This is a genomic window from Rhodoferax sp. GW821-FHT10B06, from assembly GCF_059415605.1.
This window is the reverse complement of sequence record NZ_JBWKNO010000006.1, coordinates 248,409-274,335: the sequence shown is the minus strand read 5'-3', so window position 1 is coordinate 274,335 and position 25,927 is coordinate 248,409. Positions and strand designations below refer to the sequence as shown.

General features: G+C 64.3%; 23 protein-coding genes. 5 read left to right on the top strand and 18 right to left on the bottom strand.

The window, feature by feature from the left end; genetic code table 11:
• Positions 1-4 precede the first annotated feature (4 nt).
• Entirely contained in the window at positions 5-1,186 is a 1,182-nt protein-coding gene (cbiE, locus tag AC07O2_RS12490; protein ID WP_495076065.1) for a precorrin-6y C5,15-methyltransferase (decarboxylating) subunit CbiE, read from the bottom strand.
• Between cbiE and AC07O2_RS12485 the strand changes: the two genes are divergently transcribed.
• Positions 1,185-1,934, top strand: a complete 750-nt coding sequence (locus AC07O2_RS12485; protein WP_495076064.1) for a cobalt-precorrin-6A reductase — start codon at positions 1,185-1,187, stop codon at positions 1,932-1,934. The genes cbiE and AC07O2_RS12485 overlap by 2 nt on opposite strands.
• Here AC07O2_RS12485 and cobJ read toward each other — a convergent pair.
• The 4 genes from cobJ to cobG are packed head-to-tail and all read right to left on the bottom strand — an operon-like array spanning position 1,910 to position 5,184.
• A complete protein-coding gene (gene cobJ / locus AC07O2_RS12480; protein WP_495076063.1) occupies positions 1,910-2,644 on the bottom strand; it encodes a precorrin-3B C(17)-methyltransferase in 735 nt (244 codons plus the stop codon). The two genes, AC07O2_RS12485 and cobJ, sit on opposite strands and share 25 nt — an antisense overlap.
• Positions 2,641-3,372 carry a precorrin-2 C(20)-methyltransferase gene (locus tag AC07O2_RS12475; protein ID WP_495076062.1) on the bottom strand — a complete coding sequence of 244 codons (732 nt, stop codon included), beginning with the start codon at positions 3,370-3,372 and terminating at the stop codon, positions 2,641-2,643. The genes cobJ and AC07O2_RS12475 overlap by 4 nt, the downstream gene beginning before the upstream one ends.
• Positions 3,372-4,004 (bottom strand): precorrin-8X methylmutase, encoded by a 633-nt coding sequence (locus AC07O2_RS12470; protein ID WP_495076061.1) that lies wholly within the window; start codon positions 4,002-4,004, stop codon positions 3,372-3,374. The genes AC07O2_RS12475 and AC07O2_RS12470 overlap by 1 nt, the downstream gene beginning before the upstream one ends.
• Entirely contained in the window at positions 3,988-5,184 is a 1,197-nt protein-coding gene (gene cobG, locus AC07O2_RS12465) for a precorrin-3B synthase (protein ID WP_495076060.1), read from the bottom strand. The genes AC07O2_RS12470 and cobG overlap by 17 nt, the downstream gene beginning before the upstream one ends.
• Before the next feature lie 403 nt (positions 5,185-5,587).
• Between cobG and AC07O2_RS12460 the strand changes: the two genes are divergently transcribed.
• The gene (locus AC07O2_RS12460) at positions 5,588-6,286 is read left to right on the top strand and encodes a DUF2076 family protein (RefSeq protein ID WP_495076059.1); all 699 of its coding nucleotides are present in this window, start codon (positions 5,588-5,590) and stop codon (positions 6,284-6,286) included.
• A gap of 24 nt (positions 6,287-6,310) precedes the next feature.
• Here the strand turns inward: AC07O2_RS12460 and AC07O2_RS12455 are convergent, their stop codons facing one another.
• From AC07O2_RS12455 to AC07O2_RS12430, 6 genes are all read right to left on the bottom strand, one after another.
• Positions 6,311-6,769, bottom strand: coding sequence for a CreA family protein (locus tag AC07O2_RS12455; protein WP_495076089.1), 459 nt, complete (start codon positions 6,767-6,769; stop codon positions 6,311-6,313).
• 8 nt (positions 6,770-6,777) lie between these two features.
• Positions 6,778-7,041, bottom strand: a complete 264-nt coding sequence (minE, locus tag AC07O2_RS12450) for a cell division topological specificity factor MinE (protein ID WP_076197818.1) — start codon at positions 7,039-7,041, stop codon at positions 6,778-6,780.
• A gap of 3 nt (positions 7,042-7,044) precedes the next feature.
• Complete coding sequence (minD, locus tag AC07O2_RS12445) at positions 7,045-7,860, bottom strand: septum site-determining protein MinD (protein WP_495076058.1); 816 nt, start codon at positions 7,858-7,860, stop codon at positions 7,045-7,047.
• Between the two features lie 35 nt (positions 7,861-7,895).
• Complete coding sequence (gene minC, locus AC07O2_RS12440; protein ID WP_495076057.1) at positions 7,896-8,630, bottom strand: septum site-determining protein MinC; 735 nt, start codon at positions 8,628-8,630, stop codon at positions 7,896-7,898.
• Between the two features lie 201 nt (positions 8,631-8,831).
• Positions 8,832-11,399, bottom strand: a complete 2,568-nt coding sequence (cphA, locus tag AC07O2_RS12435; protein WP_495076056.1) for a cyanophycin synthetase — start codon at positions 11,397-11,399, stop codon at positions 8,832-8,834.
• Positions 11,399-13,639, bottom strand: a complete 2,241-nt coding sequence (locus tag AC07O2_RS12430) for a cyanophycin synthetase (protein ID WP_495076055.1) — start codon at positions 13,637-13,639, stop codon at positions 11,399-11,401. The genes cphA and AC07O2_RS12430 overlap by 1 nt, the downstream gene beginning before the upstream one ends.
• Positions 13,640-13,799: 160 nt before the next feature.
• Between AC07O2_RS12430 and AC07O2_RS12425 the strand changes: the two genes are divergently transcribed.
• The 3 genes from AC07O2_RS12425 (at position 13,800) to AC07O2_RS12415 (ending at position 17,416) form a co-directional block, all read left to right on the top strand.
• Positions 13,800-16,094: a cyanophycin metabolism-associated ABC transporter gene (locus tag AC07O2_RS12425; RefSeq protein ID WP_495076054.1), complete on the top strand. Its 2,295-nt coding sequence runs from the start codon at positions 13,800-13,802 to the stop codon at positions 16,092-16,094.
• Positions 16,091-16,570, top strand: a complete 480-nt coding sequence (locus AC07O2_RS12420; protein ID WP_495076053.1) for a cyanophycin metabolism-associated DUF1854 family protein — start codon at positions 16,091-16,093, stop codon at positions 16,568-16,570. Before AC07O2_RS12425 ends, AC07O2_RS12420 begins: the two co-directional genes overlap by 4 nt.
• 144 nt (positions 16,571-16,714) lie before the next feature.
• Positions 16,715-17,416 (top strand): hypothetical protein, encoded by a 702-nt coding sequence (locus AC07O2_RS12415; RefSeq protein WP_495076052.1) that lies wholly within the window; start codon positions 16,715-16,717, stop codon positions 17,414-17,416.
• A gap of 45 nt (positions 17,417-17,461) precedes the next feature.
• On the opposite strand, the gene AC07O2_RS12410 is transcribed toward AC07O2_RS12415, so the two are convergent.
• The 7 genes from AC07O2_RS12410 to gspD all read right to left on the bottom strand — a co-directional run bounded on the left by AC07O2_RS12410 (position 17,462) and on the right by gspD (position 25,923).
• The gene (locus tag AC07O2_RS12410) at positions 17,462-19,237 is read right to left on the bottom strand and encodes an ABC transporter ATP-binding protein/permease (protein WP_495076051.1); all 1,776 of its coding nucleotides are present in this window, start codon (positions 19,235-19,237) and stop codon (positions 17,462-17,464) included.
• Between the two features lie 69 nt (positions 19,238-19,306).
• The gene (locus AC07O2_RS12405; RefSeq protein ID WP_495076050.1) at positions 19,307-20,209 is read right to left on the bottom strand and encodes a 5'-nucleotidase; all 903 of its coding nucleotides are present in this window, start codon (positions 20,207-20,209) and stop codon (positions 19,307-19,309) included.
• Between the two features lie 166 nt (positions 20,210-20,375).
• Positions 20,376-21,608, bottom strand: coding sequence for a type II secretion system inner membrane protein GspF (gspF, locus tag AC07O2_RS12400; protein WP_495076049.1), 1,233 nt, complete (start codon positions 21,606-21,608; stop codon positions 20,376-20,378).
• A 9-nt stretch (positions 21,609-21,617) separates the two neighbouring features.
• On the bottom strand, positions 21,618-22,001 hold the full coding sequence (locus AC07O2_RS12395) for a type II toxin-antitoxin system death-on-curing family toxin (protein ID WP_495076048.1): 384 nt from the start codon (positions 21,999-22,001) through the stop codon (positions 21,618-21,620).
• Positions 21,998-22,222, bottom strand: coding sequence for an AbrB/MazE/SpoVT family DNA-binding domain-containing protein (locus AC07O2_RS12390; protein WP_490590630.1), 225 nt, complete (start codon positions 22,220-22,222; stop codon positions 21,998-22,000). The genes AC07O2_RS12395 and AC07O2_RS12390 overlap by 4 nt, the downstream gene beginning before the upstream one ends.
• Before the next feature lie 65 nt (positions 22,223-22,287).
• Complete coding sequence (locus AC07O2_RS12385) at positions 22,288-23,676, bottom strand: GspE/PulE family protein (RefSeq protein WP_495076047.1); 1,389 nt, start codon at positions 23,674-23,676, stop codon at positions 22,288-22,290.
• Positions 23,677-23,679: 3 nt separating this feature from the next.
• Positions 23,680-25,923: a type II secretion system secretin GspD gene (gene gspD, locus AC07O2_RS12380; protein ID WP_495076046.1), complete on the bottom strand. Its 2,244-nt coding sequence runs from the start codon at positions 25,921-25,923 to the stop codon at positions 23,680-23,682.
• Between the last annotated feature and the right edge of the window lie 4 nt (positions 25,924-25,927).

Here is a 25,927-nt window from a genome sequence, read left to right as displayed (position 1 = left end):
GTATTCAGAGCGTTATGCTCCACTGCACTACCGGACGGGCGGGTTGCCAGCCACGCATGCTGCCCAGCGGGGCGGATGTGGCCAGTTCGATGCGCAGCAAATCACCGCCGTGCTGCAAGTGCAGCTGGGTCAACGCGGATTCGGTTTCCAGCGTGACCGCATTCACCACCAACCTACAGCCAGAGGGAGCCAGGGATTGCAAAACCGTGAACAGTGCCAGATTGAAACCACCGCCGACGAAGATCGCCTGCGGTGGCGCCAGACTGGCCAGCGCCTCGGGCGCCAGGCCTTCGACCACGTAAAGGGCGCCGGCCAGGCCATAGCGTTCCACATTGGTACGGATGTTGGCCACACGCGCGGCATGTTGCTCGACGGCGCTGGCGCGGCCACCCGCCAGACACCATTCCACCGAAATGGAGCCCGAGCCCGCACCTATGTCCCACAGATGCTCGCCGGGGCGCGGTGCCAGGGCGGCCAGCGTCAGCGCGCGCATGGGGGACTTGGTGATTTGGCCGTCGTGGGCAAAGTCTGCATCCGGCAGGCCGGCGCTGCGTGGCAGGCCCAGCGCGCCTGCTACCTCGATGGCAAGCGCCACGGGGGCGGCGACATCCAGCAGATCAAAACCGGCGGCCGTGCTGTGGCGTATGCGTTCACGCGGGCCGCCCAGGGCTTCCAGCACGCAGAGTACCGAGCTGCCAAAACCTTGCTGGTCCAGCCAGGAGCTGAAGTCGCGCACGGCCGTGCCGTCGCGCAGCAGGCACAACAGGCGCGCACCGCGCTGCAGGCTGGGGCGGATGCTGGCAAATGGGGTGGCGTGCAGGCCGTGGCAAGCCACTTCTTCCAGTCGCCAGCCCAGGCGTGCAGCCGCCAGCGAGAACGTGGAGGGCGCGGGGTAGGCAGTCCACTCCGCTGCATCCAGTTGCGCTGCCAGGCTACCGCCGGCACCAAACCAGAACGGGTCGCCCGAGGCCAGCACGGCCACACGTTGGCCGCGCAGTGCCAGCACCGGGGCCACGTCAAAAGGCACGGGCCATGGCTGGCCGCGCGGCCCGGCATCGGCCAGCGCCAGGTGGCGCGGTCCGCCAAAAATGACTTCGGCAGCATCCAGTGCTGCGCGGCTGGCATCACCCAGGCCAGCCAGCCCGTCTTCGCCTAAACCTATGATGGAAAGCCAGGGATCAAGCATGCTACGCATCCTCGTATTGGGGGGAACCACAGAAGCCAGCCAGCTGGCCCGCGCCCTGGCCGCGGTCGGTATGGACGCAGTGTTTTCGTACGCCGGCCGCACCGAAGCGCCCGTTGCACAGCCACTGCCCATGCGGGTTGGCGGCTTTGGCGGTGTCGCGGGTTTGCAAGCCTGGCTGCAGGCACAGGGTATCAGCCATGTGGTGGATGCCACCCATCCGTTCGCGGCGCAGATGAGCGGCAATGCGATTGCGGCCTGTGGCGCTGTGGGTATTCCGTTGCTGGCCCTGGAGCGCCCGGCCTGGGTGGCTCAGGCTGGCGACCAGTGGCAGCATGTGCCCGATATCGAAGCTGCCGTTGCCGCATTGCCCCAGGCGCCGGCCCGGGTGTTTTTGGCGATTGGCCGGCAAAACCTGGCCGCGTTTGCGGTGCGTCCGCAGCACCATTACCTGTTGCGTCTGGTTGATGCCGTGCCGGACCTGCTCTTGCCCCAGGCCGAGGTGGTGCTGGCGCGCGGCCCATTCACGGTGGACGGCGATCGTGCTTTGATACAGGCCCATGGCATCAGCCATGTGGTGGCCAAGAACGCCGGTGGCAGCGGCGCAGAGGCCAAACTGGTTGCTGCGCGAGCGCTGGGCATACCGGTAATCTTGGTAGACCGTCCCTTCATTCCTGCCCGTGCCACCGTCGCCACGGTGGCCGAGGTGATGGACTGGATCGCGGCTCATCCTGCGGTTCGCGGCGTGTAGACGAAGCGCCCCACGCGGCGCGTGGCGGCATTGCCGACCAGCACCACGGTGCGCATATCGGCCATCTCGGGCGTGGCCTCGGCCAGTGTGACAGTATGGATCTGTTCCTGCGGCGTAGACACGGCGCGTGCAAAGGTGATCAGCCTGCCAGGCCCGCAGGTCTCGCGCAGTACGGCCAGGATGCGGCCAAAGGTATCCGGTCGGCTGGCCGAGCGCGGGTTGTAAAACGCCATCGCAAAATCTGCCGCGGCGGCGGCGCGCACGCGGGTTTCGATCAGGCTGGCGGGTTTCAGGTTGTCACTGAGGTTGATGGCGCAGAAGTCGTGGCCCAGCGGCGCACCGGCGCGGGCTGCGGCGGCCAGCATGGCGGTGATGCCGGGCAGCACGCGGATGTCCAGCTGCTGCCAGTCAGGCCGGTTTTCCAGGGCTTCGAACACCGCCGAGGCCATCGCAAACACCCCCGGATCGCCGGAAGAAACCACCACCACCTGGCGCCCTTCGGCGGCCATGGCCAGCGCGGCGGCGGCCCGGTCCAGCTCCACCCGGTTGTCGGAAGGGTGCAGCGTCAGGCCGGCGCGCGGCGCAATGCGGGCGACGTAGGGGATGTAGCCGACCACGTCGGTGGCGGCATCAATCGCGGCGGTGACTTCGGGTGTGACCAGATGCGGGTCGCCCGGGCCAAGACCCGCAATGCACAGCCAGCCGCTCATTCCAGTACCTCGGGGCGGCGCCCATGGCCGTGCACCAGCACGATGGCGAAGTAGGGGCAGTCGGTGCCGTCCACTTCGATTAGTGGCACAACGCGCTCGCCCGGCATGGTGCCGCGTTCGACCAGCCAGGCCTGGTCCAGCCGACCGGCGGCAGCCAGCGCGTTGCGCACGCGTGGCAGGTTGCGGCCGGTCTTCATAATGACCAGCGCGTCGGCGGATTGCATATGGCGCAGCAGCTCGGCCTCGGGCAGCGTGCCCATGAGCACGGTCAAGACGTCGTCACCCCAGGTGATCGGTGTGCCGGTGGCCCACCAGCAGCCCACCATGCCCGGAATGCCGGGTATCACTTCCACGGCGGCGCGGCCCTGTAGCCGGGTGAAAAGATGCATGAACGAGCCGTAAAAGAAGGGGTCACCCTCGCACAGCACCAGCACGTCTTCGGTTTGCGCCAGCACTGCCAGGCGGGCGGCCCAGTCATCGTAGAAGCCGGCCAGGCAGGCGATGTATTCGGGGCTGTCGAAGGGCAGCTCGGTGGTCACCGGGTATTCCATTGCGTATTCGGTCACCCCTGGTGCCAGCATGCCTTCGACGATGCGCCGTGCTTGGCCGGGGCGGCCTTTCTTGCGGAAGTAGGCGACATGGCCGGCGGCGCGGATCGCGCGGTCGGCACGCACGCTCATCAAATCGGGATCACCGGGGCCCAGCCCGGCGCAAAGGATGCGGCCCATCAGATTTCTCTCCGGCTGGCCAATGCGTTGACTGCGGCGACGGTGATGGCCGAGCCGCCCAGCCGGCCCTGCACCACCAGTGACGGTGCCGGCAAGTCGGCCATCAGCGCAGCCTTGGATTCTGCGGCGCCGACAAAGCCCACGGGGCAGCCGATGATGGCGGCGGGGCGCGGACAGTTCGGGTCTTGCAGCATGTTCAGCAGGTGGAATAGCGCGGTGGGCGCATTCCCTATGGCCACCACGGCGCCGGCCAGGTGCGGCCGCCACAGCTCCAGCGCGGCGGCGCTGCGGGTGGTCGACAGGCTCTGGGCCAGCTCGCGCACGGCGGGGTCGTTTAGTGTGCAGATGACCTGGTTGTTGGCGGGCAGACGGCTGCGGGTAATGCCCTCGCTCACCATCCGGACATCGCACAAGATGGGTGCACCGGCCTCCAACGCGCTGCGGGCGGCTTCTGCCATGCCTTCGGAAAAGCGTACATGGGCTTCCAGGCCGACCATGCCGGTGGCGTGGACCATGCGGACGACGGCCAGCTCTTCGATGGGGTTGAAGCGGGCCAGATCGGCTTCTGCCCGGATGATGGCGAAGGACTGGCGGTAAATGGCTACGCCATCGGTTTCAAATGCGTGGCGCATGGAATGTGGGGAACAAGTAAGAAGCAATGGATTCGGTAGGCAGGGCCTGTACATCGGGGGAGGCAGATGCCGTGCCGTTACGGATCAGGTCAAAACCTGCCGGTGTTGCCACCAGTGTCAGCGCGGCGCGCGGGTGGGCGCAGCCTTTGCTGCAGCCGGAGACATGCAACAGGTGGCCGGCGGGCACCTGGGGTGCCAGCGCACGGGCCAGGGGCCGTGTGGCGGCTAGAGCCTGCAGACAGCCCGGTGCGCCGGTGCATGCGACCACGCGCAGGCGCGGATCGTCGGCCTGGGTGATCAGGCCGGCCAGGTCTGGCGCATGGGTGGCTCCTTCGACCAAGAGCATGTGCCAGGGCGTCATGCGCAGCGGGCCCAGATCGGCCAAGGCGGCGAGTGTGGCTGCGGCGAGCTGGCCGAATTCGGCTCCGGCCAGCCAGCCTGCTGCGACTCCGCCTGGCTGGGGTTGGGTGGCCGCAGCCGGTGTCGTCATTGGCGTTTGAAATTGCGCTGGGAGGGCCTGCGGCACCAGCGCCGCCATCCGGCTGTGCCCCGGTGTTGCGCCGCGCTGGGCCAGAAACCAACGGGCTAGCTCTATCGCGGCGGGCACGGCTTCGCTTGCCGACACTTCGGCCACGGTCGCATAGCCATCGGCACGCACGGTGTAACCCAAGGTGTTGCGTTCGATGCGGATGTCGGCCGAGGTGCTGCGCAGCACGGTCCGTGGGCCTGTATCTACCGCAAAGCCGAACTTGCCTGGCAAGTCGGGTGCGTCCGGTGCGGCCAGGGCCAGGGCCAGGGTGTTGGCGATCTGCAGGGTGCCGTCGCCCGGCGTCCAGAACGGCGTGACGACGATGTTGCGCCGGGCTTCGGCTTCCGGGCTGGCATCCAGCAGGTCCAGATCCCGCAGCCCCTGGATCAGCCCGGGGTGCGATGCGGGCGCAACGCCACGCAGCTGCAGATTGGCGCGGCTGGTCAGGTCGAGCAGGCCGTTGCCATGGCTGTTGGATAGTGCGGCAATGCCGCCTGCCTGGGTGGGTGTGAGCCGCCCAGCCTGCGGGCGTACACGCACCACCAGCCCGTCGCCCGACAGCATGGGGCGCAGCGCACCGGGGCACCAGCCTTTGATGTGGGGCGTGTTGACGGGGGGCATGGTGGTGGCGACGGTTGCGGCGGTTCGCATCCCAGGGCGGTGGACGTGTTGGAGTTGTTTTCGATGCGGGGCAGGGCCGCCGGGGATGTCGCGCCAGAGCCTCGGCCTTCAAAACGGCATGGCGCGGAGCAGCTTGGAAATCCCTACGGCAATGCCCTAAGTATCGCATTACGGGTGCCGTGTCCCCAGCGCCCTGCACAGGCACCTCGGCAGCCTGGAGCTGTGGACGGCAGTTTTGAAGGAAATAGGGGGCTGGCGCACATGGAATCTGCGCAAGCAGCTATGGAAAATATAGCTGCACATAAAACCTAATTCCGTTTGTATGCAAAATTACCGGATCTTTACGTTTGCTTCACCACCTGGCATGTATAGGTATTGAATTTGTGGATCACAGTGCGTATCTATTAAGTACTACTACCTGGACGAGGTTTTTATGAACTTCCAAGAACGCGAACAACTGACCCAGTTCCTGCAGCAGCTGGCTCTGGCCAAGGGTGGCCCCAAAGACCCCGAAGCCCATGCGCTGATTGAAAGCACGGTGGCTTGCCAGCCGGATGCCACGTATTTGCTGGTCCAGCGCAGCTTGCTGCAGGATCAGGCACTGCAAGCGGCCCAGGCGCAGATCGCCAGCCTGCAGGCCGAATTGCAACGCAGCAAGGCACCGGCTTCGGCAAGCGGTAGCTTTCTGGACAGCACGGCATGGGGTCGCAATCCTGCTTCGTCGGCGTATGCGCAGTCGCCTGTGGCGCCGCCTGCATCGGCGCTCCCACCTGCCTATTCGCCCGCACCTGCACCTGTTGCACCTGTGGCGGCTGCGCCTTCACGCTTCCAGGCGCCCAGCTTTCTAACCAGCATGGCAACCACGGCGGCTGGAGTGGCAGCCGGTGCCTTTTTGTTCCAGGGCATTGAGAACCTGATGGGCCACCACAACAATGCGTCGGCATCGACCTTTGGCCTGACTGAGCTGGTGCCCGCCTTCCCATCGCTGGACAGCAATTTCCTGGGCCAGAGCGATAGCAGCCTGGCCAGGGATGCCGGGGCTTTTGCGGTGGATACGCCGTCCAGCATGGACAGCTCGGGTAACGACGAGGTGTTTGATCTCGGTGATATGGGTGGCAACGACTGGGCCTGAGCGGTCCTAGAGCCTATTCACCATCTATTTGAGCGGAATCACCGTGCCACGGTCCACTGGCACGGCGGTGACGGCATTTTGCGGCGAACCGTCGATCAGCTTGTCTGAATAGGTCAGGTAGATCAGCGCGTTGCGTTGCTTGTCCACGATCCGCACGATGCGCAGCTTCTTGAACAGGATGGACAGGCGTTCGTTGAACACCTCATCCTGCTGGGGCAGTGGTTTGCTGAAGCTGATGGGACCAACCTGGCGGCAGGCAATGGAGGCCTCGGCCTTGTCTTCGGCCAGGCCCAGCGCACCCTTGATGCCGCCGGTCTTGGCGCGCGATACATAGCAGGTCACGCCTTGCACCTGCGGGTCGTCATAGGCTTCGACCACGATCTTGTGGTCCGGGCCTATCCATTGGAAGGCCGTGTCTACCGCGCCAATTTGCTCGGCATGTAGGCTGCTTGCGCAGGCGACAGAAATACCTGCGGCAGCCATCCACGCTTTCATCGAAGGGCCTCTGGCAGTTCGATCTTCACTTCCAACACTTCCAGGTTGTCCTGGCGTTCCAGGTGGACCTTGATGTCGTCAGCGTTGATGGACACGTATTTGCTGATCACGGCCACCAGTTCGCGCTGCAGTGCGGGCAGGTAGTCAGGACGGCTGGCGCCGCGGCCGCTGCGCTCGTGCGCCAGAATGATCTGCAGCCGCTCTTTGGCGACCGTGGCGGTCTTTTTCTTTTCCCCCAGCAGGAAAGACAGGAAAGACATGGTTTATTTCCCCCCGAACAGGCGCTTGAAAAACCCGGGTTTCACGGCTTCCACAAAACGCATGGGTTTTTCTTCGCCCAGGAAGCGTGCCACCACGTCCTTATACGCCTCGGACACATCGCTGTCTGCCAGATGGATGGCCGGCAGGCCCTGGTTCGATGCCTGCAGCACGGTTTCCGACTCGGGGATCACGCCCATCAGCGGAATGCGCAGGATGTCCTGAATGTCTTCCAGCGACAGCATGTGGCCGTCTTCCACGCGGGTGGGGTTGTAGCGGGTGATGACCAGGTGTTCCTTGACGGGGGCTTTGCCTTCTATGGCGCGCTTGGTCTTGGACCCCAGCATGCCCAGGATGCGGTCGGAATCGCGCACCGAGGAGACTTCGGGGTTGGTCACCACCAGGGCCTCATCGGCAAAGTGCATGGCCATCAGCGCACCGGTTTCGATGCCGGCAGGTGAGTCGCAGACGATGTACTCGAAGCCCATGTCGCCCAGGTCCTTCAGCACGCGCTCCACGCCGTCCTGCGTGAGGGCGTCCTTGTCGCGGGTTTGCGAGGCGGCCAGCACGAACAGGTTGTCGCACTGCTTGTCCTTGATCAGCGCCTGGTTCAGATTCGCTTCGTTGTGAATCACGTTGATCAGGTCATACACCACGCGGCGTTCGCAGCCCATGATCAGGTCCAGGTTGCGCAGGCCGACGTCGAAGTCGATCACCGCCGTCTTGTGGCCGCGCAAAGCGAGGCCGGATGCGAAGCTGGCGCTGGTGGTGGTTTTGCCAACGCCACCTTTGCCGGATGTCACCACGATGATCTTGGTCATGGGTTGCGGGTCTTTCTGGATTGAGAGGGTTAAATTTAAACGAGGGGTTCCATCACCAGCTTTTCGCCCACCAGGCGAATCTGGGCGGCCTTGCCCAGTACATCGGCGGGCAAGGGGATCTCAGAGGTGCGGTAGGTGCCGGCAATCGACACCAGTTGGGCTTCCAGGCAGGTGCTGAAGATGCGCGCATCCGTATTGCCCTTGGCGCCGGCAATCGCGCGGCCACGCAGCGGGGCGTACACATGCACATTGCCGTCGGCCAGCACTTCGGCGCCAAAGCTCACCACGGCCAGCACCACCAGGTCGCCGCCCCGGGCGTAGACCTGCTGGCCGGATCGCAAAGGCTTGTCGATGATCAGCGTGCCGGGCGCCACAGCGGGGGCAATTGCTTCGGGTGCCACGGGCGCAGGGGCGGGGGCCGGCAGCGGCTGTGCGTGGGTAATGTCGGGTGCTTCCACCAGGCCTACGGCCACGGCTGCGGCGCGTTGTTCCGGGCTGCCACCGTGCACGGCAATGGCATGCATGCGGTAGCTGTGCAGCAGCACGCACAGTTGTTTGAAGTCTATGGGCAGGGCTTCTTCCTCGACCTGCGCCAGGTTGACGACTACCGGGTCCTGGTCAAAGAAGTCGGGTGTGTCGCCATAGCGCGCTTCCAGCTCTTGCCCCAGGATGTTGAGGTTGGCGGTCTTGAGCACCAGCGCCATCAAGGGCAGCGTAGCGCTTTTCAGGTCAAAGCAGGCACGGGAGTGCCCAGCGGGGACAGACGACATGGGAGGGGAGGGGGCGAAAAGGCGCGATTTTACAGTCCAGCCGGGCGGCAGCCGCGCTGGCTACACCCTGTTGCGAATCTGTACCCAGCCCGATCTGCCCGAACGAAAGCGGTTGCTATATTTTTGGTAGCTACTGGCGCAGGTGTATTCTGCGCCAGCGCTCCATTTCTTTTATGAAACTGGGGCGCTGCCTGGAATGGCTTAGGCGGCGGCGACGCGCTGGGCCAGGTGGGCCAGAGCTTCTTCCACCTGGTCCACCAGGATCAGGCACAAGTCGCCGGGCTGCAGGCGTTCCAGGGCCTTGTCGATGGCGATGAATTCGCCATAGATTTCGTCCACCTGGCGGGTGCGCTGGGCGTTGGCCAGGCCCTCGCGCAGCAGGGCGACGACTTCGCCGTCGGCGCGGCCACGCTGGCATGCGTCTTCAAACAGGATCACGTCGTCAAAAGCGTCGCCCAGGATGATGGTTTGCTCGCGGATGTCTTCGTCGCGCCGGTCGCCAGCGCCGCTGATGACCACCGAGCGGCGCTTGGCGGGCATGGCGTCCACGGCGGCGACCAGGGCGCGCATGGCGTCCGGGTTGTGGCCGTAGTCGGCAATGATGGTGGCGCCACGGTAGTCCATGACGTTGAAGCGGCCAGGCGCGTTGTCGGCGTCATTGGCAAAGCTGGACAGGCCACGGCGGATGGTGTCCCAGTTCAGGCCCACACCCCAGGCGGCAGCCACGGCGGCCATGGCGTTGTCCACCTGGAAGCCGATGGTGCCGGCACGGGTCAACGGCACATCGCGCAAGGCGATTTGTTCGCGCCAGGAACCCACGGCCGCCACGATGTGGTCGCCATCCACATACACCGTGCGCCGGCCTTGGGCCCGGTGTGTGGCCATCACCGGGTGGTGGCGGTCGGCGGTGAAGAAGATCACGTTGCCGGGGCAGGAGGCACCCATGGCCGCGACGATGGGGTCGGCGGCGTTCAGCACGGCATAGCCGGTGGCCTGCACGTTTTGCACGATCACGCGCTTAAGCACGGCCAGGTCTTCCACCGTGGTGATGTAGTTCAGGCCCAGGTGGTCGCCGGCGCCGATATTGGTCACCACGGCGACCTGGCAGCGGTCGAAACCCAGGCCCTCGCGCAGCAGGCCGCCGCGCGCGGTTTCGAACACGGCCGCATCCACGTCGGGATGCATCAGCACATTGCGCGCGCTTTTCGGGCCCGAGCAGTCGCCGCTGTCAATCTGGCGGCCGTTGACGTACACGCCATCGGTGTTGGTCATGCCGACGCGCATGCCGCTGCTGGTGAACAGATGGGCGATCAGGCGGGCGGTGGTGGTCTTGCCGTTGGTACCCGTGACGGCGACCACCGGGATGCGGCCGTCTTCGCCCGGTGCATACAGATTGCTGACCATGGCTTCGCCGACGTTGCGGCCTTTGCCGAACGACGGCGAAATGTGCATGCGCAGGCCAGGGGCAGCATTCACTTCCACGATACCGCCGTGCTGGTCTTCCAGCGGCTTGAGCATGCTTTCGCAGACCACGTCCACGCCGCAGATGTGCAGGCCAATCATTTGCGCGGCGGCCACGGCTTGGGCCGCGACGGCGGGGTGCACGTCGTCGGTCACGTCAGTGGCGGTGCCGCCGGTGCTCAGGTTGGCGTTGTTGCGCAGAATGATGCGCCGGCCTTTTTCGGCAATCGATTCTGGCTGCAGGCCTTGCAAGGCCAGGCGGGCGATGGCGATGTCGTCAAAGCGGATCTTGGTCAGCGAGGTGGCATGGCCTTCGCCGCGCTTGGGGTCGGAGTTGACGATGTCCACCAGCTCGCGCACCGTGTGCACGCCGTCGCCCAGCACCTGGGGCGGGTCACGGCGGGCGGCAGCTACCAGTTTGTTGCCCACCACCAGCAGGCGGAAGTCGCTGCCGGGCAGGAATTTTTCCACCATGACTTCGCCAATCTCGGCGGCGGCGGCATAGGCCACTTCCAGGTGCGGGCGGTCCACGATGTTCACGGTGACGCCCTTGCCCTGGTTGCCGTCCTGCGGCTTGACCACGACGGGCAGGCCGATTTCCTGGGCGACTTGCCAGGCTTCATCCAAGCTATTGACGGGGCGACCCAGAGGCACGGGTACGCCGGCGGCGTGCAGCAGTTTTTTGGTCAGGTCTTTGTCTTGGGCAATCGCCTCGGAGACAGCGCTGGTGGCATCGAACTCCGCTGCCTGGATGCGGCGCTGGCGCGAGCCCCAGCCAAATTGCACCATGCTGCCCTTGGTCAGGCGGCGGTAGGGAATGCCGCGGGCTACGGCCGCGTCCACGATGGCGCCGGTGCTGGGGCCCAGGCGTTCATCTTCGTCGGTTTCGCGCAGCTGGGCGATGGCGCTGTCCACGTCGAATGTGGTGTTGCTTAGGGCGGCCTGGATCAACGCCTGGGCGAGTTCGAGTGCCTGGCGGCCAACAGCCTCTTCGCTGTATTCCACGATGACCTGGTAGGTGCCCGCTTGCGGTGTGGAGGCCGTGCGGCTGAAGGTCACAGGGCAGCCGGCCTGGGCTTGCAGGGCCAGGGTGGCGGCTTCCAGCACATGGGCCAGGGATACCGAGGCGTGTTCGCGGTTGGGGCGCAGCGGGCCTATGGCGGGGAACAGTGCGCGTACGGTGGCCTCGAAGCCGGGCAACTGGCCGATGGCACGTTCGTTTTCCACGCACGAAACCACGGCTTCGACGGCGGTGTGGCGGCTCCAGAGATTGGGGCCACGCAGGGCCCGAATGCGTGAGACTTCCATCAGTCGGTCTTTCTATCTTCTTGTTCGGTACGGTAGGGCGCTGCTGTGGGCACGGCGGGGAGTACGGTGCGCGCGGTAGGCAGGTCCAGCTCAAATGTTTTCAGGCCGGCGACGATCAGGTCGGGCGAGATGTCCATGGCCCAGGCGGCGGCAATCGCGGCCAGGATGGGTTCCAGCGGCACCTCGCGCTGCCAGACGGCAGACAGGATGTCCAGGCTCACCAATGGTGCTTCGGAGCTGCCGGTGGCAAGCATGATGTAGCCCTTGTTGACCACCACGGCACGGCCTTCGGTGGCGCGGTGGGCCACGGTGGCTTCCAATTGCGGGTCCAGTCCATACAGGATGGAGCTGCCGTCACAGAGTTCGGCCATCTGGGCCACGCGCGCGTTGGCCGCATTCAGCACCGCCACGCCTTCGGGCAAGACGACGTCTACCTGGGTACGCAGCACTTTGTAGAGCTGGTCTTCCTCGGTGATGTCGAATTCAGCCAGCTTGTCTGCACCGCCCATGTCGGTGACGATGCCCACGGCACATCGGTCGTAGGCCAGGCCGTCGCGCAGGATGCTGGCCGCGCCGTTTTCAATCACCGCGGCTTCCATGGAGCGGTTGATCAGCAGGCGGTGCGACGGTGCCCAGTGGGCGCAGTCGGTGGATTCGATGCGGCGGGTGTCCAGGAACAGGCCGTCGCGGCAGGCCAGGCCCACGCGCAGGCCGCTCAGATGCAGCAGCCAGGCGACCAGGCGCGAAATGGTGTGTGTGGCCTGGGTGCCGGCTACGCCAACCACCGGGATGCGGCCGGTTTCGTGCTCGGAGAACAGGTGGTCCACGATGGCTCGGCCCACGGGGCGGGGGGCGCCCTCGGCCGGTTTCAGGTGCATCAGCAGGCCGGGGCCGGCATTCACTTCGACGATGGCGCCGCCTTGGGCGCTCAGCGGCTTGGAAATGTCCTCGGCCACCACGTCCACACCAGCAATGTCCAGGCCCACGATACGAGCCGCCAGCGAAACGATGTGGTCCACCTCGGGGTGCATCTGGTCGGTGCAGTCGATCGCCACGTTGCCGTTGCGCTGGATCAGCACCTGGCGGCCAGCGGCGGGTACCGAGTCGGGCGTCAGGCCCTGGCGCTGCAGGTCCAGCAGCACGGCTTCGTCGCCACGGGTGTCGATCAGGCCCAATGGTGCGTCTTCGTGGGTGCCCCGGCGCGGGTCGGTGTTGATATGGGTATCAACCAGCTCCACCACGGTGGAGTGGCCGTTGCCGGTAACCCAGGCCACCGAGCCGCGTGCGGCGGCGACCACGCGGCCACCAACCACCAGCAGGCGGTGCTCGTTGCCGCGCACAAAGCGCTCCACCAGCACCTCGCTGCCGTGCTTTTCGGCCACCAGGTAGGCGGCTTCGATGTCGGCCTGGTTGCTCAGGTCCAGGGTGACGCCGCGGCCATGGTTGCCGTCGGATGGCTTCACCACCACGGGCAGTCCGATGTCTTGCGCGGCTTCCCAGGCGGCGGCCGGGCTGTCCACGGCAACACCTTCGGGCACGGGCACACCGCAGGACTGCAGCAGGGTCTTGGTCAGGTCTTTGTCATGCGCGATGCCTTCGGCGATGGCGCTGGTGAATTCGGTCTCTGCCGTCCAGATGCGGCGTTGGCGGGCACCATGGCCGAGTTGCACCAGGTTGCCGTCATTCAGGCGGATGTGCGGAATGCCACGGTCGGTGGCGGCGGCCACGATGCAGGCCGTGCTGGGGCCTAGGTAGCAGTCATCCACCTCGGCGCGCACGGCGGCCACGGCGGCGGCTACGTCAAATGGAATATCGTTGATGGCCGACATCAGCAGTCGGTGGCCCTGGGCCAGGGCGGTGCGGGCAACCTGCTCGTCACGGGCCCGGAACACCATGCGGTAGACGCCGCGCTGGGAGGTGCTGCGGGTTTGGCCAAAGCCGGTGGGCATGCCGGCCAGGTTCAGCAGCTCAATCACTGCGTGCTCCAGGATATGGCCGGCCCAGGTGCCTTCCACCAAACGCTGCAGAAAGCCACCGCGTTCGCCAACGCCGCAGTGGTGTTCTACCAGGGCGGGCAGCATGGCGACCAGGCGGTCGGTAAAACCTGGCAACAGATTGGAGGGGTAGTCTTCGAGTTCCCCCAGGTCTAGCCAGACTTCGAGAGCCGGTCGGTAGGTCCAGATGTTGGGGCCGCGCAGGTAGTTGATGCGCAGAAGTTGGATATCGTCCTTGGGGCTCATGTTCTTCGGGGGTGTTGTGGCCGGGCACCCCGGCTGCGGGTGGCTATTGTGCACTTTGCTATATGGTAGTGAGAAATGAAGGCGCCATCGGCGAGAATCTGAGGCCCCGCTGAGGCGCTGGCCCATCTGGCACCAGGTAAGAGATCGCGGGGTCAAAAAAATGCAAGAACACCATACAGTCGATATTTCCCTTGGGCTGCAAAAGCAGCTCCTTGCCCACGAGAACGTCGTAGCCAGCCTGTCCGTTGACCTGGATACCCAGCTGCGCTTTGTGCCCGGCCTGCTGGCCTTGACCAACCAGCGCCTGCTGGCCTGCCAGGATGGCGTGTGGACCAGCTGGCCGCTGGCTTCAGATCTGGCCCTGCGCCATTTCGACCATGCAGGCGTGGGTACGCTGGAGTTGCACAACAGCCACACCCGTTTGGCCAGCTGGCGCTACACCCTGGCTGCCGATCCGCAGGCGCTGCGCCTGCTCAAGCTGTTCGAGCAACGCTTGGTACCAATCGACCCGCTGGCGGTGGCCGACGACCCTGGCCTGTGCCCCACCTGCCATTCCCCGTTGCCGCCCGAGAGCGACGAGTGCAGCGTCTGCCAGCGCGAGCTGCATACGCCGCCATCGACTTGGGTGCTGCTGCGCCTGTGGCGCTTTGCCAAGCCTTACCGCAAGCAGCTGGCGGCGGGCTTTGGCCTGACGCTGGCGTCCACCGCAGCGTCCATGATCCCGCCCTACCTGGCGATACCCTTGATGGACGAGATACTGATTCCGTTCCAGAACGGCCAGACCATCGAACCGCATAAGGTGGTGGTGTACTTGGGCGGGCTGCTGGGCGCCGCCTTGCTGGGCTGGGGGCTGAACTGGGCGCGTACCTATATCTTGTCGCTGGTGTCGGAGCGCATTGGCGCCGACCTGCGTACCGCCACCTTCGACCACCTGCTGCAGCTGTCGCTGGACTACTTTGGTGGCAAACGCACTGGCGACCTGATGTCGCGCATCGGCTCGGAAACCGACCGCATCTGCGTCTTTTTGTCGTTACATGCGCTGGATTTCGCCACCGACGTGCTGATGATCTCCATGACGGCGGTGATCCTGTTCTACCAAAACCCGCTGCTGGCGCTGGTGACGCTGATCCCCTTGCCCTTCATCGCATGGATGATCCATATCGTGCGTGACAGGCTGCGCACCGGTTTCGAGAAGATCGACCGGGTCTGGTCTGAAGTGACCAATGTCCTGGCTGACACCATCCCCGGCATCCGCGTGGTCAAGGCATTCGCCCAGGAAAAGCGCGAAGCCCAGCGTTTCCGCTCGGCCAACAAGCACAACCTGGAAGCCAATGACAGGTTGAACAAGGTCTGGTCGCTGTTTTCGCCCACGGTGTCGCTGTTGACCGAGGTCGGCCTGCTGGTGGTCTGGGCCTTCGGTATCTGGCTGGTTTCCAAGCAGCAGATCACCGTGGGGGTGTTGACCGCGTTCGTGGCCTATATCGGCCGCTTCTACACCCGGCTGGACTCGATGAGCCGCATTGTGTCGGTCACGCAGAAGGCGGCGGCTGGCGCCAAGCGCATTTTTGACATCCTGGACCATGTATCTAATGTGCCGGAACCCACCCAACCCGTGGTGGTCGGCTCGGGCATGCCCGGCGCGGTGCAGGTGCGCGGCCAGATCGAGATGAAAGGCATTGGCTTCCGCTACGGCAACCGCTCGGTCATTCGTGACATGGATCTGGTGATACGCCCGGGTGAAATGATCGGCCTGGTCGGCCACAGCGGATCGGGTAAGAGTACCCTGGTGAACCTGATCTGCCGTTTTTACGATGTCACAGACGGCTCCATCCAGGTGGACGGTACCGATATCCGCCGTTTTGCCGTGGCCGACTACCGCCGCCACATCGGCCTGGTGCTGCAAGAGCCCTTTCTGTTCTTCGGCACGATTGCCGAGAACATCGCCTACGGCCGGCCAGACGCCAGCCGCACCGAGATCGTGGCGGCCGCGCGTGCCGCGCATGCGCACGAGTTCATACTGCGCCTGCCCCAGGGCTATGACTCGCTGGTGGGCGAGCGTGGCCAGGGTCTGTCGGGCGGGGAGCGCCAGCGCATTTCCATCGCGCGGGCCTTGCTGATCGACCCGCGTATCTTGATCCTGGACGAGGCCACCTCATCGGTGGATACCGAGACCGAGAACGAGATCCAGAAGGCGCTGGACAACCTGGTACAGGGCCGCACCACCATCGCTATCGCCCACCGCTTGTCCACCTTGCGCAAGGCAGACCGCCTGGTGGTGATGGACCGCGGTCGGGTGGTCGAGGTCGGCCCGCATGAGGAATTGATGGAGCGCCAGGGGGCGTACTGGCGCCTCTACCAGGCCCAGTTGCGCCGCACTGAAGCCGAAGACGAGGGTTTAAGTTTGTCCGCCTCCATGCCGATAGCCCATTCGGCCCACCCTGCAGGTAATCCATGATGGCTGTGTTAACCCCTGATTTCCAACTGGAACGTGACGCTTTTGGGCGTCTGGTGCTGGTGCTTGCCAGCGGTGAGCGCCACGAGGGCGTGCTGCCGGTACGGGCATTTCCCATTACGTCGCCTGAAGAGGGCTTGTCCCTGGTAGGCACCGAAGGCCGCGAGCTGGTGTGGGTAGCGCAAACCAGCAGCCTGCCGCCAGCGGTGTGGGCGCTGTTGTCCGAAGAATTGGCCAACCGCGAGTTTGTGCCCGAGATCCGGCGGCTAAAGACCGTGTCCACCTTTTCCACCCCCAGCGTGTGGACGGTGGAGACCGATCGGGGCGACACCGAGTTCGTGCTCAAGACCGAGGAAGACATCCGCCGTCTGGGCCGGACCGGCCTGCTGATCGCTGGCGGGGCGGGCGTGCAGTTCCGCGTGCGCGACATGCTGTCCCTGGACCGGGCCTCGCGCCGCCTGCTGGAGCGCTTCCTTTGAAAACTTGAGGGCCGGGAAAATGTTTCTTTGTAAAGATTTTTATCTTTTTTAAGAAATAGCCCTAAATAAGCCTCCATTTCTGCCGTTAACCAAGATACGTGGCGTGGAAAAAGTATTCCATCGCCCTCTAACCTGGTGAACGCTATGCAACTGCCCTCTGTTGAACGAACCGCTAGCTGGCCGTCGACTGCCGCCGGTACGCATTCGGGCATCGGTGCGGCGGCCCCCAAGGCCGAGTCCGCATTGATTCAGGAAGCGACCGCCAAGGTAGAGGCGGCGTCCAAGCCCGAACCTTCCACGAAAGTGGATATCTCCACCACCCAGCAAGAGATTGCCGCGCTAGAGGCTGCGGCACGCTTGCGAGCGTCCATCCAGCCTGCTGCCAAGGAAAAAGCCGACGAAGCCGGTGGCATCAAAGCAGTGGCTGGTGTGGCCAACACTGCGGTTGGCGCGGCAAATGCTGCTGCTTCGGTAGCCGCTGTCGAGACCAAGAAGACACAAGACCCGGTTCAAAGCGCAGCACCCGAAGATACCGCCAAGACGGCCAAACTTGTCGATGCCGGCAAGGAGCCAGGTCCGAACCAGCCCACGACGACTGAAAACGAGCCGTCCAAAGACTGGACCACCACGCCCGAGGCCTCTGATAAAAAGGTGGAAAACCCGCCGCCCGAACCCCTGTCAAAGAAGTTGCTGGACTTTTTACAGGCCCTGTGGCGCGCCGGCGGCAATGCGGTGGACGTGACCAACCAGGCGACCAACCAGGTTTTGAACTCCGAAAAGCAATCCGAAGGGCCGTTGACCTATTCCGACCCCACCGTCGTGAAAAAGACCAGCAGCAGCGTTTAAACCGCCAAGGTATTTTTAAAGGGCCCCGACGGGGCCCTTGTTGTTTCAGCCCTGGCTTTGCACCAAGTGGTAGCGAGCCGCAGCGCCTTCGGCCTGTGGCTCCAGCGTCCAGCGCGTGCTGTGGAATGCGCCGATGGCGGGTCTGTGAGCTATTGAAATAATAGCGCCTTGCGCCTGTTGTACCTGCGCTAGCAGCCGTTTGTAGATGGCTTCTTCGGTGGGGGCGTCGAGTGCGCTGGTGGCTTCATCGGCATAAATCCAACGGGGTTTCTTCAGCAGAACGCGTGCAATCGCCAGCCGCTGCTGCTCGCCACCCGAGAGTTTTTGGCTCCAGGCGGCTTCCACGTCCAGCTGTTCACCCAGGTCAGGCAGCAAGGCATCTGCCAACGCTTGGCGCAGCTGTGCGTCGTCGTATTGGTCGGCTGCCAAGGGGTAGGCCAGGGCATCGCGCAGCTTGCCGTCCGGGAAATAGGGCCGCTGGGGGATGAACATCGCATCCTGCGGCTGTGCCACCTGCCCGCTGGAAAACGGCCAAATGCCCGCCAGCGCACGGAACAGCGTGGACTTGCCGCTGCCCGAGGGGCCGTTAAGCAGAATGCTGTCGCCAGGCGCTGCATGCAGGTTTTGCCCTTGCAACAAGACTTGGCCATTCGGCAGGCGCAGGGTCAGCCCATGGACATTCAGCGTATCGGGCGCTGCAGAATTGATAGCTGCTTGCGCAGACTCTACCTGCGCCAGCGCCTGAATTTGTTCTTCAAACGAAGTCAAGCGGTCGGTGGTGGCGCGCCAGGCGGCCAGGCTGCTGTAGTTGTCTACAAACCAGCTCAGCGAATCCTGCACCCGGCCAAAGGCGGATGAAATCTGCATCAGCTGGCCCAGCTGGATGGCGCCGCTGAAAAAGCGCGGTGCCGCAACGATGAAGGGAAAGACCACCGCCGCCTGGCCGAAAAAGCTGTTGAACCAGATCAGGCTTTTCTGCGCCTTCAGCAGCTTCAGGTAGTTGGCCAGCACGGCCTTGAAGCGCAGGTCCAAATGGGCTTTTTCGGCGGCCTCGCCACGGTCCAGCGCGATCGATTCGCTGTATTCCCGCACCCGCACCATGTGGTGGCGGAAGTCGGCTTCGACTTTTTGTTGCTGGAAGTTCAGCTTGATCTGCGGGCGGCCAATCCAGTAGGTGATCACGCTGCCGGCCAGGCAGTACAGCACGGCCATCCAGACCATGAAGCCGGGGATAAAGTATTCGCTACCGCCCAGGCGGAACGAGAAGTTGCCCGACAGGCCCCACAGAATGCCGACAAAGCTGACCAGGGTGACCAGCGCGTTCAGCACGCCCATGCACAGGTCGATGGTCAGGCTGGTGAACTGGTTCAGGTCCTGCTGGATACGCTGGTCGGGGTTGTCCGGGGTGGCGAGTGCATCGGTCTTGGCAAAGCGGGCCAGTTCCATCTTGTAGAACGACTGGTTGCTGAGCCAACGGGCTAGGTAGTGCTCGGTCATCCAGGCGCGCCAGCGCATTTCCAGCAGTTGGGTCAGGTAGAACTTGTAGACCGCCAGGATGATCAGCGCGAAGGCGATGTAGGTGAAGCGCCCCAGCTGCTGCCAGAACACGGCAGCGTTCTTGTTTTGCAGCGCGTCGTAGAACACCTGGTTCCATTCATTCAGCAGCACCAGCAGGTAAACGCCCAGCAGGTTCAGCGCCACGATGGCGGCCAGCAGGGCGCGGGCTTTCCATTTTTCCTCGGATTTGAAGTACGGAATCGACAAAGCCCAGACTTTGGCGGTCTGGGCTTTCAGATTGGAAAAGCGCGAAGCAAGACTCATGGGTGTGTGACGTAGGTAGAGTGGACAAGCCCGCAGATGGACTGCTGCGGCGCGGATTAGTTCGCGGGCTTAATGCGATGGGTTAGATACGCCGCTGCTCACATGGCCGGCCGGAACGTGCTGCGCGGCGGAAGTGACGTGGCCGGTCTGGTCGTCGAAGAAGAAGTCGGGCTCGAATTCGCGCAGGAACGGGCCTTTCTCCAGCCCGCCCAGGAACATCACCTCGTCCACCGCAATATTCCAGCGCATCAGGGTCAGAATGGCGCGCTCATGCGCCGGTGCGCTGCGGGCCGTGACCAGGGCCGTGCGTATGCGCATATTCGGGGTGCTGGCCTTTTGCAGGCGGTGCAGCGCGGCCAGAAGTGGCTTGAACGGGCCGTCGGGCAGCGGTATGGAGGCATGTTCGACCTCGTGCTGCTGGAAGGCGGGCAGGCCATCGGACTGGTAGATGCGCTCGGCCTCATCGCTGAACAGCACGGCGTCACCGTCGAAGGCGATGCGCACTTCATGCGGGTTGCTGTCGCCGGCCTGGGCCGATTCGGTCAACACCCGTGCTGCGGGAAAGCCCAGGTTCAGCGCTTCGCGCACGTCTTTTTCATTGGCCGACAGGAACAGGTGCGCGCCTAGCGCCCGCAGGTAGCCGAAGGGCGCGCGGCCCTGGGTGAACACACCGCGCTCCAGCTGCAAATTGCTGGCCTGGCTGGAGCGGAAGATACGCATGCCGCTGACCGGGTCGTTGCGCGACAGTATCACCACCTCGACCCGCTTCACGCCATCGGCGTTGAAGGCCAGCAGCTTTTTTACCAGCGAAAACGCCACACCCGGCTTGGCGGTGATGTCCAGCCGCTCGTACTGCAGCTGCATATAGGCTTTGTCGTCGCCCGCGTCGAACAGGCGGTTTTCTTCTTCCAGGTTGAAGAGGGCGCGCGATGAAATCGCCACCACCAATTTGTCGTCAAGGGTCAGAGCCATAAGCGTTCTCGTTAAGCCAGTGCGTATGTTGCCAGGTTCCCCCGGACATCCAAACGAGCCTGTCTCACTCCAGAAATACCGCGGAGCAGGCTTCGCCGGGCCGCTGGTATTGCCCCCTGCAAGGGGGGAGGAGGCCACACGCAGTGGGCAAGCCTGGGGGTGTTCACTATTTCGCGAACTGGTTAAGTTGGATGATGGGCATGAGTACAGCCAGCACGATCAGCATCACCACCAGGCCCATGGCCACGATCAGCAGCGGCTCCAGGATGGTGGCCAGGGCCATGGCGCGGCGCTGTACCTCGGTGCCCAGCTGGCGGGCGGCGCGCTGCAGCATCAGCGGCAGCTGGCCGGTCTGCTCGCCCAGGCGGGCGAACATGGCCAGCAGGCCGGGGAAGCGTTTCTTCTGCGCCAGGGCCGAGGCCAGCGGCGCACCTTCGCGCACCAGCACCAGCGCGTCCAATGCATCGGCGCGCATGGCGGTGTTGTTCAGTGTTTCGGCGGCGGCTTGCAGGGCTTTCAGAATGGGTACGCCGGCTGCGGCCAACATCGCCAAAGTGCTGGCAAAGCGCGCCGCGTTGTAGCCACGTGCCAGTGTGCCCACCAGCGGCAACTTCAAAAAGGCGGCGTCGAATTTTTGACGAATCAGGGCATTGGCGTAGGCGATACGTGCGCCGATAGCTGCAAAAATAATAGCAATCAACATGGCCCAACCGTAGTTGCGCACCACGTCGCTGATGGCCAGCATGGCCACCGTCAAAAACGGCAGCGCACGCTTGCTGCCGGCAAACACGTTGGCCACCTGCGGCACCACATAGCCGACCAGGAACAGCACGATGGCAATCGCCACCAGGGTCACGATGGCCGGATAGAGTGCTGCGCCGATCAGCTTGGACTGCAGGGCCTGGCGTTCTTCCAGGTCGGTGGCCAGGCTTTCCAGCACCCCGCCCAGCGCACCGCTTTGCTCGCCTGCGCCGATCACGGCGGTGTAGATGGCGGAGAATTCGCGCGGATGCTGGCCCAGCGCCTTGGCAAAGCTGGCGCCGGCATTCACCTCGGCACGCAAGGAGGCCAGCAGATTGCGCTGGCGCTCGTCCTCGGCCTCGTCGGTCAGTGCGGTCAGTGCCCGCTCCAGCGGCAGGCCGCTGGACACCAGGCCGGCGACCTGCCGGGTCCAGATGGCCAGGCCGGAGGCATTGAAGACTTTTGTCTCGAACAGCGTGGTGCGCAGGCCGGTGCCGGCCGATGCATTGCCGCTACTGGCGTTGACGGGGGTTACCGCCAGCGGCACCAGCGCCTGGGCGCGCAGCAAGGCTCGCGCGGCTTTGGCCGTGTCGGCCTCCATCACCCCTTTGCGGGACTGGCCCTGGGCGTCTACGGCTTCGAAGGAATAGGCGGGCATGCTATGTGTTCAACGTATATGGGCGTTCTGGCGCAGCCAGGCAGCAAAGTCGGCTTCATGGATATCGCCTGCGGCCGCACCCATGATCATCAGTGTTGCGTCGGCCTGTGACGCCGTCAGCCGATAGCCATTGAGGTACAAAAATAGACCGACGGCCAGAAAGGCTGCGCGTTTGTTGCCATCGACAAAGGCATGGTTTTGCACCAGGCCCAGACCGTAGCTGGCCGCCAGGGCGGCAAAGTCAGGCTCGCCATAAGCCGCCAGATTCAAGGGGCGGGCGAGAGCGGAATCGAGCAAACCCTCGTCACGCAAACCAGTGCCGCCGCCATGCTCGGCCAGGCTTTCGTCGTGCAGCAGCAGCAGTGCCTGTTTGCTGACCCAGCGCCAGCTCATTTGGCGAGTTGGTGAAAGGTGTCGCGGAAGTCGCTCATAAACGCGCGGCCCGCTTGGATTTGTTCTTCCAGAGCAGGGTCGTAGGGGGTGAGGGTGTAGCCCTCGGGGGTTTCTGTCAGGAAGATGGAGGCACCTTTTCCCAGCTTGAGCCGAGCCAATGCTTCCTTGGGAAGGATGACGCCGATCGAATTGCCAATCTGGGTGAGTTTGAGCGCGTGCACGTCGTATCTCCGTTATAACAGTTGTTATATTAGCTGTGGTTTCTGGTTTGTGTCAAAGACGGGCGTTAATCCCGCGTCACGCGCAGCAGCTCTTCGCGCGAGGTCACACCGGCCAGCACCAGGCGTTCGCCGTCTTCGCGCATCAGCAGCATGCCGGCGGCGCGCGCGGCGGTGCGGATGTCGGCTTCGGCGGCGCGGTTGTGGATTTGGGCGCGGATGGCGTCGTCGGTGACCAGCAGCTCGAAGATGCCGGTGCGGCCGTGGTAGCCGGTGTGGCTGCAGGCTTCGCAGTTCTTGCCGTGGCACACGGGGCACATCTTACGCACCAGGCGCTGGGCCAATACGCCCAGCAACGAACTGCTCAGCAGGAACGGCTCCACGCCCATGTCGATCAGCCGGTTGACCGCGCTGGCGGCGTCGTTGGTGTGCAGCGTGGCCAGCACGAGGTGGCCGGTCAGGGACGCCTGGATGGCGATCTGCGCGGTCTCGAAGTCGCGGATTTCACCGATCATGATCACGTCCGGGTCTTGCCGCAGGATGGCGCGCAGCGCCTTGGCAAAAGTCAGGTCGATCTTGGCGTTGACCTGGGTCTGGCCGACGCCGGGTAGCTCGTATTCGATCGGGTCTTCCACCGTCATGATGTTGCTGCTGCCGGCGTCCAGGCGGCTCAGGGCGGCGTACAGCGTAGTGGTCTTGCCCGAGCCGGTGGGGCCGGTCACCAGAATGATGCCGTGCGGCTGGTTGATCAGGTTTTGCAGCTTGTCCAGCACGTCGCCCTGCATGCCCACCGATTCCAGCGTCAGCTTGGCGCCGCTCTTGTCCAGCAGACGCAGCACGGCACGTTCGCCATGGGCACTGGGCAGGGTGCTGACCCGCACGTCCACCGCCCGGGTGCCGATGCGCAAGGAAATGCGGCCGTCCTGCGGTAGGCGTTTTTCGGAAATGTCCAGATCCGCCATGATCTTCAGGCGCGAGATCAGCGCCGCGTGCAGGGCGCGATTGGGCTGCACCACCTCGCGCAGCGTACCGTCCACGCGGAAGCGCACGCTGGAATGGCGCTCATACGGCTCGATATGGATGTCACTGGCACCGTCGCGTGCGGCCTGGGTCAGCAGCGCGTTGAGCATGCGGATGATGGGCGCGTCGTCGCTCATCTCCAGCAAGTCTTCCACGGCCGGTAGCTCTTGCATCATGCGTGATAGGTCGGCATCGCTCTCGACTTCGCTGACCACCGACGCCGCGCTGGACTCGCCCTGGGCGTAGGCCGCGCTGATGCGCTGGGCCAGGGCCTCGGCGCTCAGGGTTTCTATCTGGCGCACCGGGTATTTGCGCATCACCTCGCTCAGGGCCGATGGCGTGGACGCAGGGTGCAGCCAGAGCGTGTACTCACCCAGGTTCTCTTCCAGCAGCAGTTGCTGGGCGCGGGCAAAAGCGTAGGGCAGGGGGTGGCGCATCGCTTACGGGGTAGTCGGGTTGGACAAGGGCAGCGTGGTCAGGGGCTTGGGCACGACGGCTTTGTTGTCAGTGGCCGGCAGGACCGGGATCACCGAGGCATCCGGCACGGCGGACAGGCCGACGCGTGGCACCGGGTTCACGTCCTGCTGCTGGCCGCGCATCATGTCGTAGCGGTCTACCGCCAACGCATCACTGGTGCCGGCGTCACGTACCACGATGGGCCGTAGGAACACCATCAGATTGGTCTTGTTGCGGGTACGGGTTTCGCTCTTGAAGAAGTTGCCTAGGAAGGGCAGGTCGCCCAGGCCGGGCACCTTCTCTACGTTGCCCGAATAGTCGTCTTGCAGCAGGCCGCCCAGCACGACGATGGAGCCGTCGTCCACCAGCACATTCGACTCGATGGAGCGTTTGTTGGTGGTCGGCCCATTGGTGTTGCTTTTGGTGGAGGCGTCCACGCTGGAGACCTCCTGGTAGATGGCCATCTTCACCGTGCCGTTCTCATTGATCTGTGGGCGTACGCGCAGGGTCAGACCCACGTCTTTGCGTTCAACGGTCTGGAAGGGGTTGGACGTGCCGGTGGCACTGTTGGTGGTGTAGGTGCCGGTGACGAAGGGCACGTTCTGGCCGATGACGATCTTGGCTTCTTCGTTGTCCAGCGTCAGCAGGTTGGGGGTGGACAGCACGTTGCCGGTGCCGGTCTGGTCCATCAGCCGGGCCAGTGCACCCAGCACATAGGTGCCGTTGATCCTGGTGGCCACGCCCAGGTTCAGGCCTGAGCTGAGGGTAGTACTGGTGCTGCCAGTGGCGATGTTGGTGGCCAGCGTGGCCAGGTTGCTGCTACCGGTGCCGAAGTTGGTGCCTAGGCCCACGTTACCCAGCACGCCCTGCCACTGGATGCCGAATTCGGCAGCTTTGTTGCTGCTGACCTCGACGATCAGACTCTCCACCAGCACCTGGGCGCGCCGGCCGTCGAGCTTGTCGATGACGGCACGCAGCTGGCGGTACTGTGGCTCGGGCGCGGTGATGATCAGCGAGTTGGTCGACGGGTCGGCCTGTATCTGGCCACCGGTGGATGGCTGGTTGCTGGTGGTGCCGCTCAAGGCGCCGCTGCTGCCCGTGCTGCTGGAACTGCTGGAGCTGTTCATGCTATTGCTGCTGGAGCCGCTGTTGCTCCCGGAGCTGGTTTGGCTGAGCCCACTGGAACTGCTGGAGCTGTTGCCGCTGCCGGAACTGCCGCTGCTGGAGTTGCCCCGCGCCTCGCCGCTCATGGCGGCGCGCAGCGTGGTGGCCAGCTTGGTGGCGTCGGCATTCTTCAGATAGACCACATAGATGTTGCCGGCCTCGCCGTTGCCGGTGTTGACCGCGGGCTGGTCCAGCTTGGCGATCAGCGAGCGGACCAGGGACACCCGTGCCGGGTTCGCTGCGCGCAGGATGATCGCATTGCTGCGCGGCTCGGCCAGCAGTGTGGTTTTGAAGGATGTGTCGGTCTGCCCGGCGGCGGGGGCTGCGCCGGTGGTGCTGCCGGACTCGACCAGCTTGGTTACCAGCGGCACCAGGTCGCTGGCGATGGCGTATTTCAGCGGGATGATTTCCACGTCCGACGCGTTGGACACATCCATGGCCGCCACGATGCGGCCGATGCGGCGCAGGTTGTCCGCGTAGTCGGTGATCACCAGCGAGTTGTTGCCGGGGTTCAGGTTGATGGTGTTGTTCGGGCTGATCAGCGGGCGCAGCACCGGCACCAGGTTGGCGGCGTTCTCGTAGTTCAGCTTGAAGATCTGCGTCACGATCTGGCTGCCCACGGCGGCATTGTTTTCGCCAATGGTCACCGGGCCGGGCTGCAGCTTGGCATCGGCCTCGGGCACGATCTTGTCCAGCCCGCTGGACTCGACCACGGTAAAGCCCTGAAGGCGTAGCGCCGCCAGGAACTGGCTGTAGGCCACGGTGGGGTTGACCGGGTGGTCGGTGCTCAGCGTCATGGTGCCCTTGACGCGCGGGTCCACCACCACGTTGCGGCCGGTGATCACAGCCATGGTGCGGGCCACAGATTCAATCTCCGCGTTGGCAAAGTTCAGCGTGATGGGCTCGCCGCGCTTGGCCGTGCTGGCCTTGTCGCTTGCTGGCCCTTGGGCCAGTGCGTTTATAGAAAAAAGGCCGGTAGCACAGGTGAATCCTGCGGTGATAGCTATTGAAATAATAGCTTTAGGAAAGCGCGAAGACAGCGTGGGTGTGCGGGCTGGGGTCATTCCA

What these genes read in the sequence shown, in the direction of transcription:
- AC07O2_RS12485 (WP_495076064.1), top strand. Translation starts at nt 1,185, where the DNA reads ATGCTACGCATCCTCGTATTGGGGGGAACCACAGAAGCCAGCCAGCTG.
- cbiE (WP_495076065.1), bottom strand. Translation starts at nt 1,186, where the DNA reads ATGCTTGATCCCTGGCTTTCCATCATAGGTTTAGGCGAAGACGGGCTG.
- cobJ (WP_495076063.1), bottom strand. Translation starts at nt 2,644, where the DNA reads ATGAGCGGCTGGCTGTGCATTGCGGGTCTTGGCCCGGGCGACCCGCAT.
- AC07O2_RS12475 (WP_495076062.1), bottom strand. Translation starts at nt 3,372, where the DNA reads ATGGGCCGCATCCTTTGCGCCGGGCTGGGCCCCGGTGATCCCGATTTG.
- AC07O2_RS12470 (WP_495076061.1), bottom strand. Translation starts at nt 4,004, where the DNA reads ATGCGCCACGCATTTGAAACCGATGGCGTAGCCATTTACCGCCAGTCC.
- cobG (WP_495076060.1), bottom strand. Translation starts at nt 5,184, where the DNA reads ATGCGAACCGCCGCAACCGTCGCCACCACCATGCCCCCCGTCAACACG.
- AC07O2_RS12460 (WP_495076059.1), top strand. Translation starts at nt 5,588, where the DNA reads ATGAACTTCCAAGAACGCGAACAACTGACCCAGTTCCTGCAGCAGCTG.
- AC07O2_RS12455 (WP_495076089.1), bottom strand. Translation starts at nt 6,769, where the DNA reads ATGGCTGCCGCAGGTATTTCTGTCGCCTGCGCAAGCAGCCTACATGCC.
- minE (WP_076197818.1), bottom strand. Translation starts at nt 7,041, where the DNA reads ATGTCTTTCCTGTCTTTCCTGCTGGGGGAAAAGAAAAAGACCGCCACG.
- minD (WP_495076058.1), bottom strand. Translation starts at nt 7,860, where the DNA reads ATGACCAAGATCATCGTGGTGACATCCGGCAAAGGTGGCGTTGGCAAA.
- minC (WP_495076057.1), bottom strand. Translation starts at nt 8,630, where the DNA reads ATGTCGTCTGTCCCCGCTGGGCACTCCCGTGCCTGCTTTGACCTGAAA.
- cphA (WP_495076056.1), bottom strand. Translation starts at nt 11,399, where the DNA reads ATGGAAGTCTCACGCATTCGGGCCCTGCGTGGCCCCAATCTCTGGAGC.
- AC07O2_RS12430 (WP_495076055.1), bottom strand. Translation starts at nt 13,639, where the DNA reads ATGAGCCCCAAGGACGATATCCAACTTCTGCGCATCAACTACCTGCGC.
- AC07O2_RS12425 (WP_495076054.1), top strand. Translation starts at nt 13,800, where the DNA reads ATGCAAGAACACCATACAGTCGATATTTCCCTTGGGCTGCAAAAGCAG.
- AC07O2_RS12420 (WP_495076053.1), top strand. Translation starts at nt 16,091, where the DNA reads ATGATGGCTGTGTTAACCCCTGATTTCCAACTGGAACGTGACGCTTTT.
- AC07O2_RS12415 (WP_495076052.1), top strand. Translation starts at nt 16,715, where the DNA reads ATGCAACTGCCCTCTGTTGAACGAACCGCTAGCTGGCCGTCGACTGCC.
- AC07O2_RS12410 (WP_495076051.1), bottom strand. Translation starts at nt 19,237, where the DNA reads ATGAGTCTTGCTTCGCGCTTTTCCAATCTGAAAGCCCAGACCGCCAAA.
- AC07O2_RS12405 (WP_495076050.1), bottom strand. Translation starts at nt 20,209, where the DNA reads ATGGCTCTGACCCTTGACGACAAATTGGTGGTGGCGATTTCATCGCGC.
- gspF (WP_495076049.1), bottom strand. Translation starts at nt 21,608, where the DNA reads ATGCCCGCCTATTCCTTCGAAGCCGTAGACGCCCAGGGCCAGTCCCGC.
- AC07O2_RS12395 (WP_495076048.1), bottom strand. Translation starts at nt 22,001, where the DNA reads ATGAGCTGGCGCTGGGTCAGCAAACAGGCACTGCTGCTGCTGCACGAC.
- AC07O2_RS12385 (WP_495076047.1), bottom strand. Translation starts at nt 23,676, where the DNA reads ATGCGCCACCCCCTGCCCTACGCTTTTGCCCGCGCCCAGCAACTGCTG.
- gspD (WP_495076046.1), bottom strand. Translation starts at nt 25,923, where the DNA reads ATGACCCCAGCCCGCACACCCACGCTGTCTTCGCGCTTTCCTAAAGCT.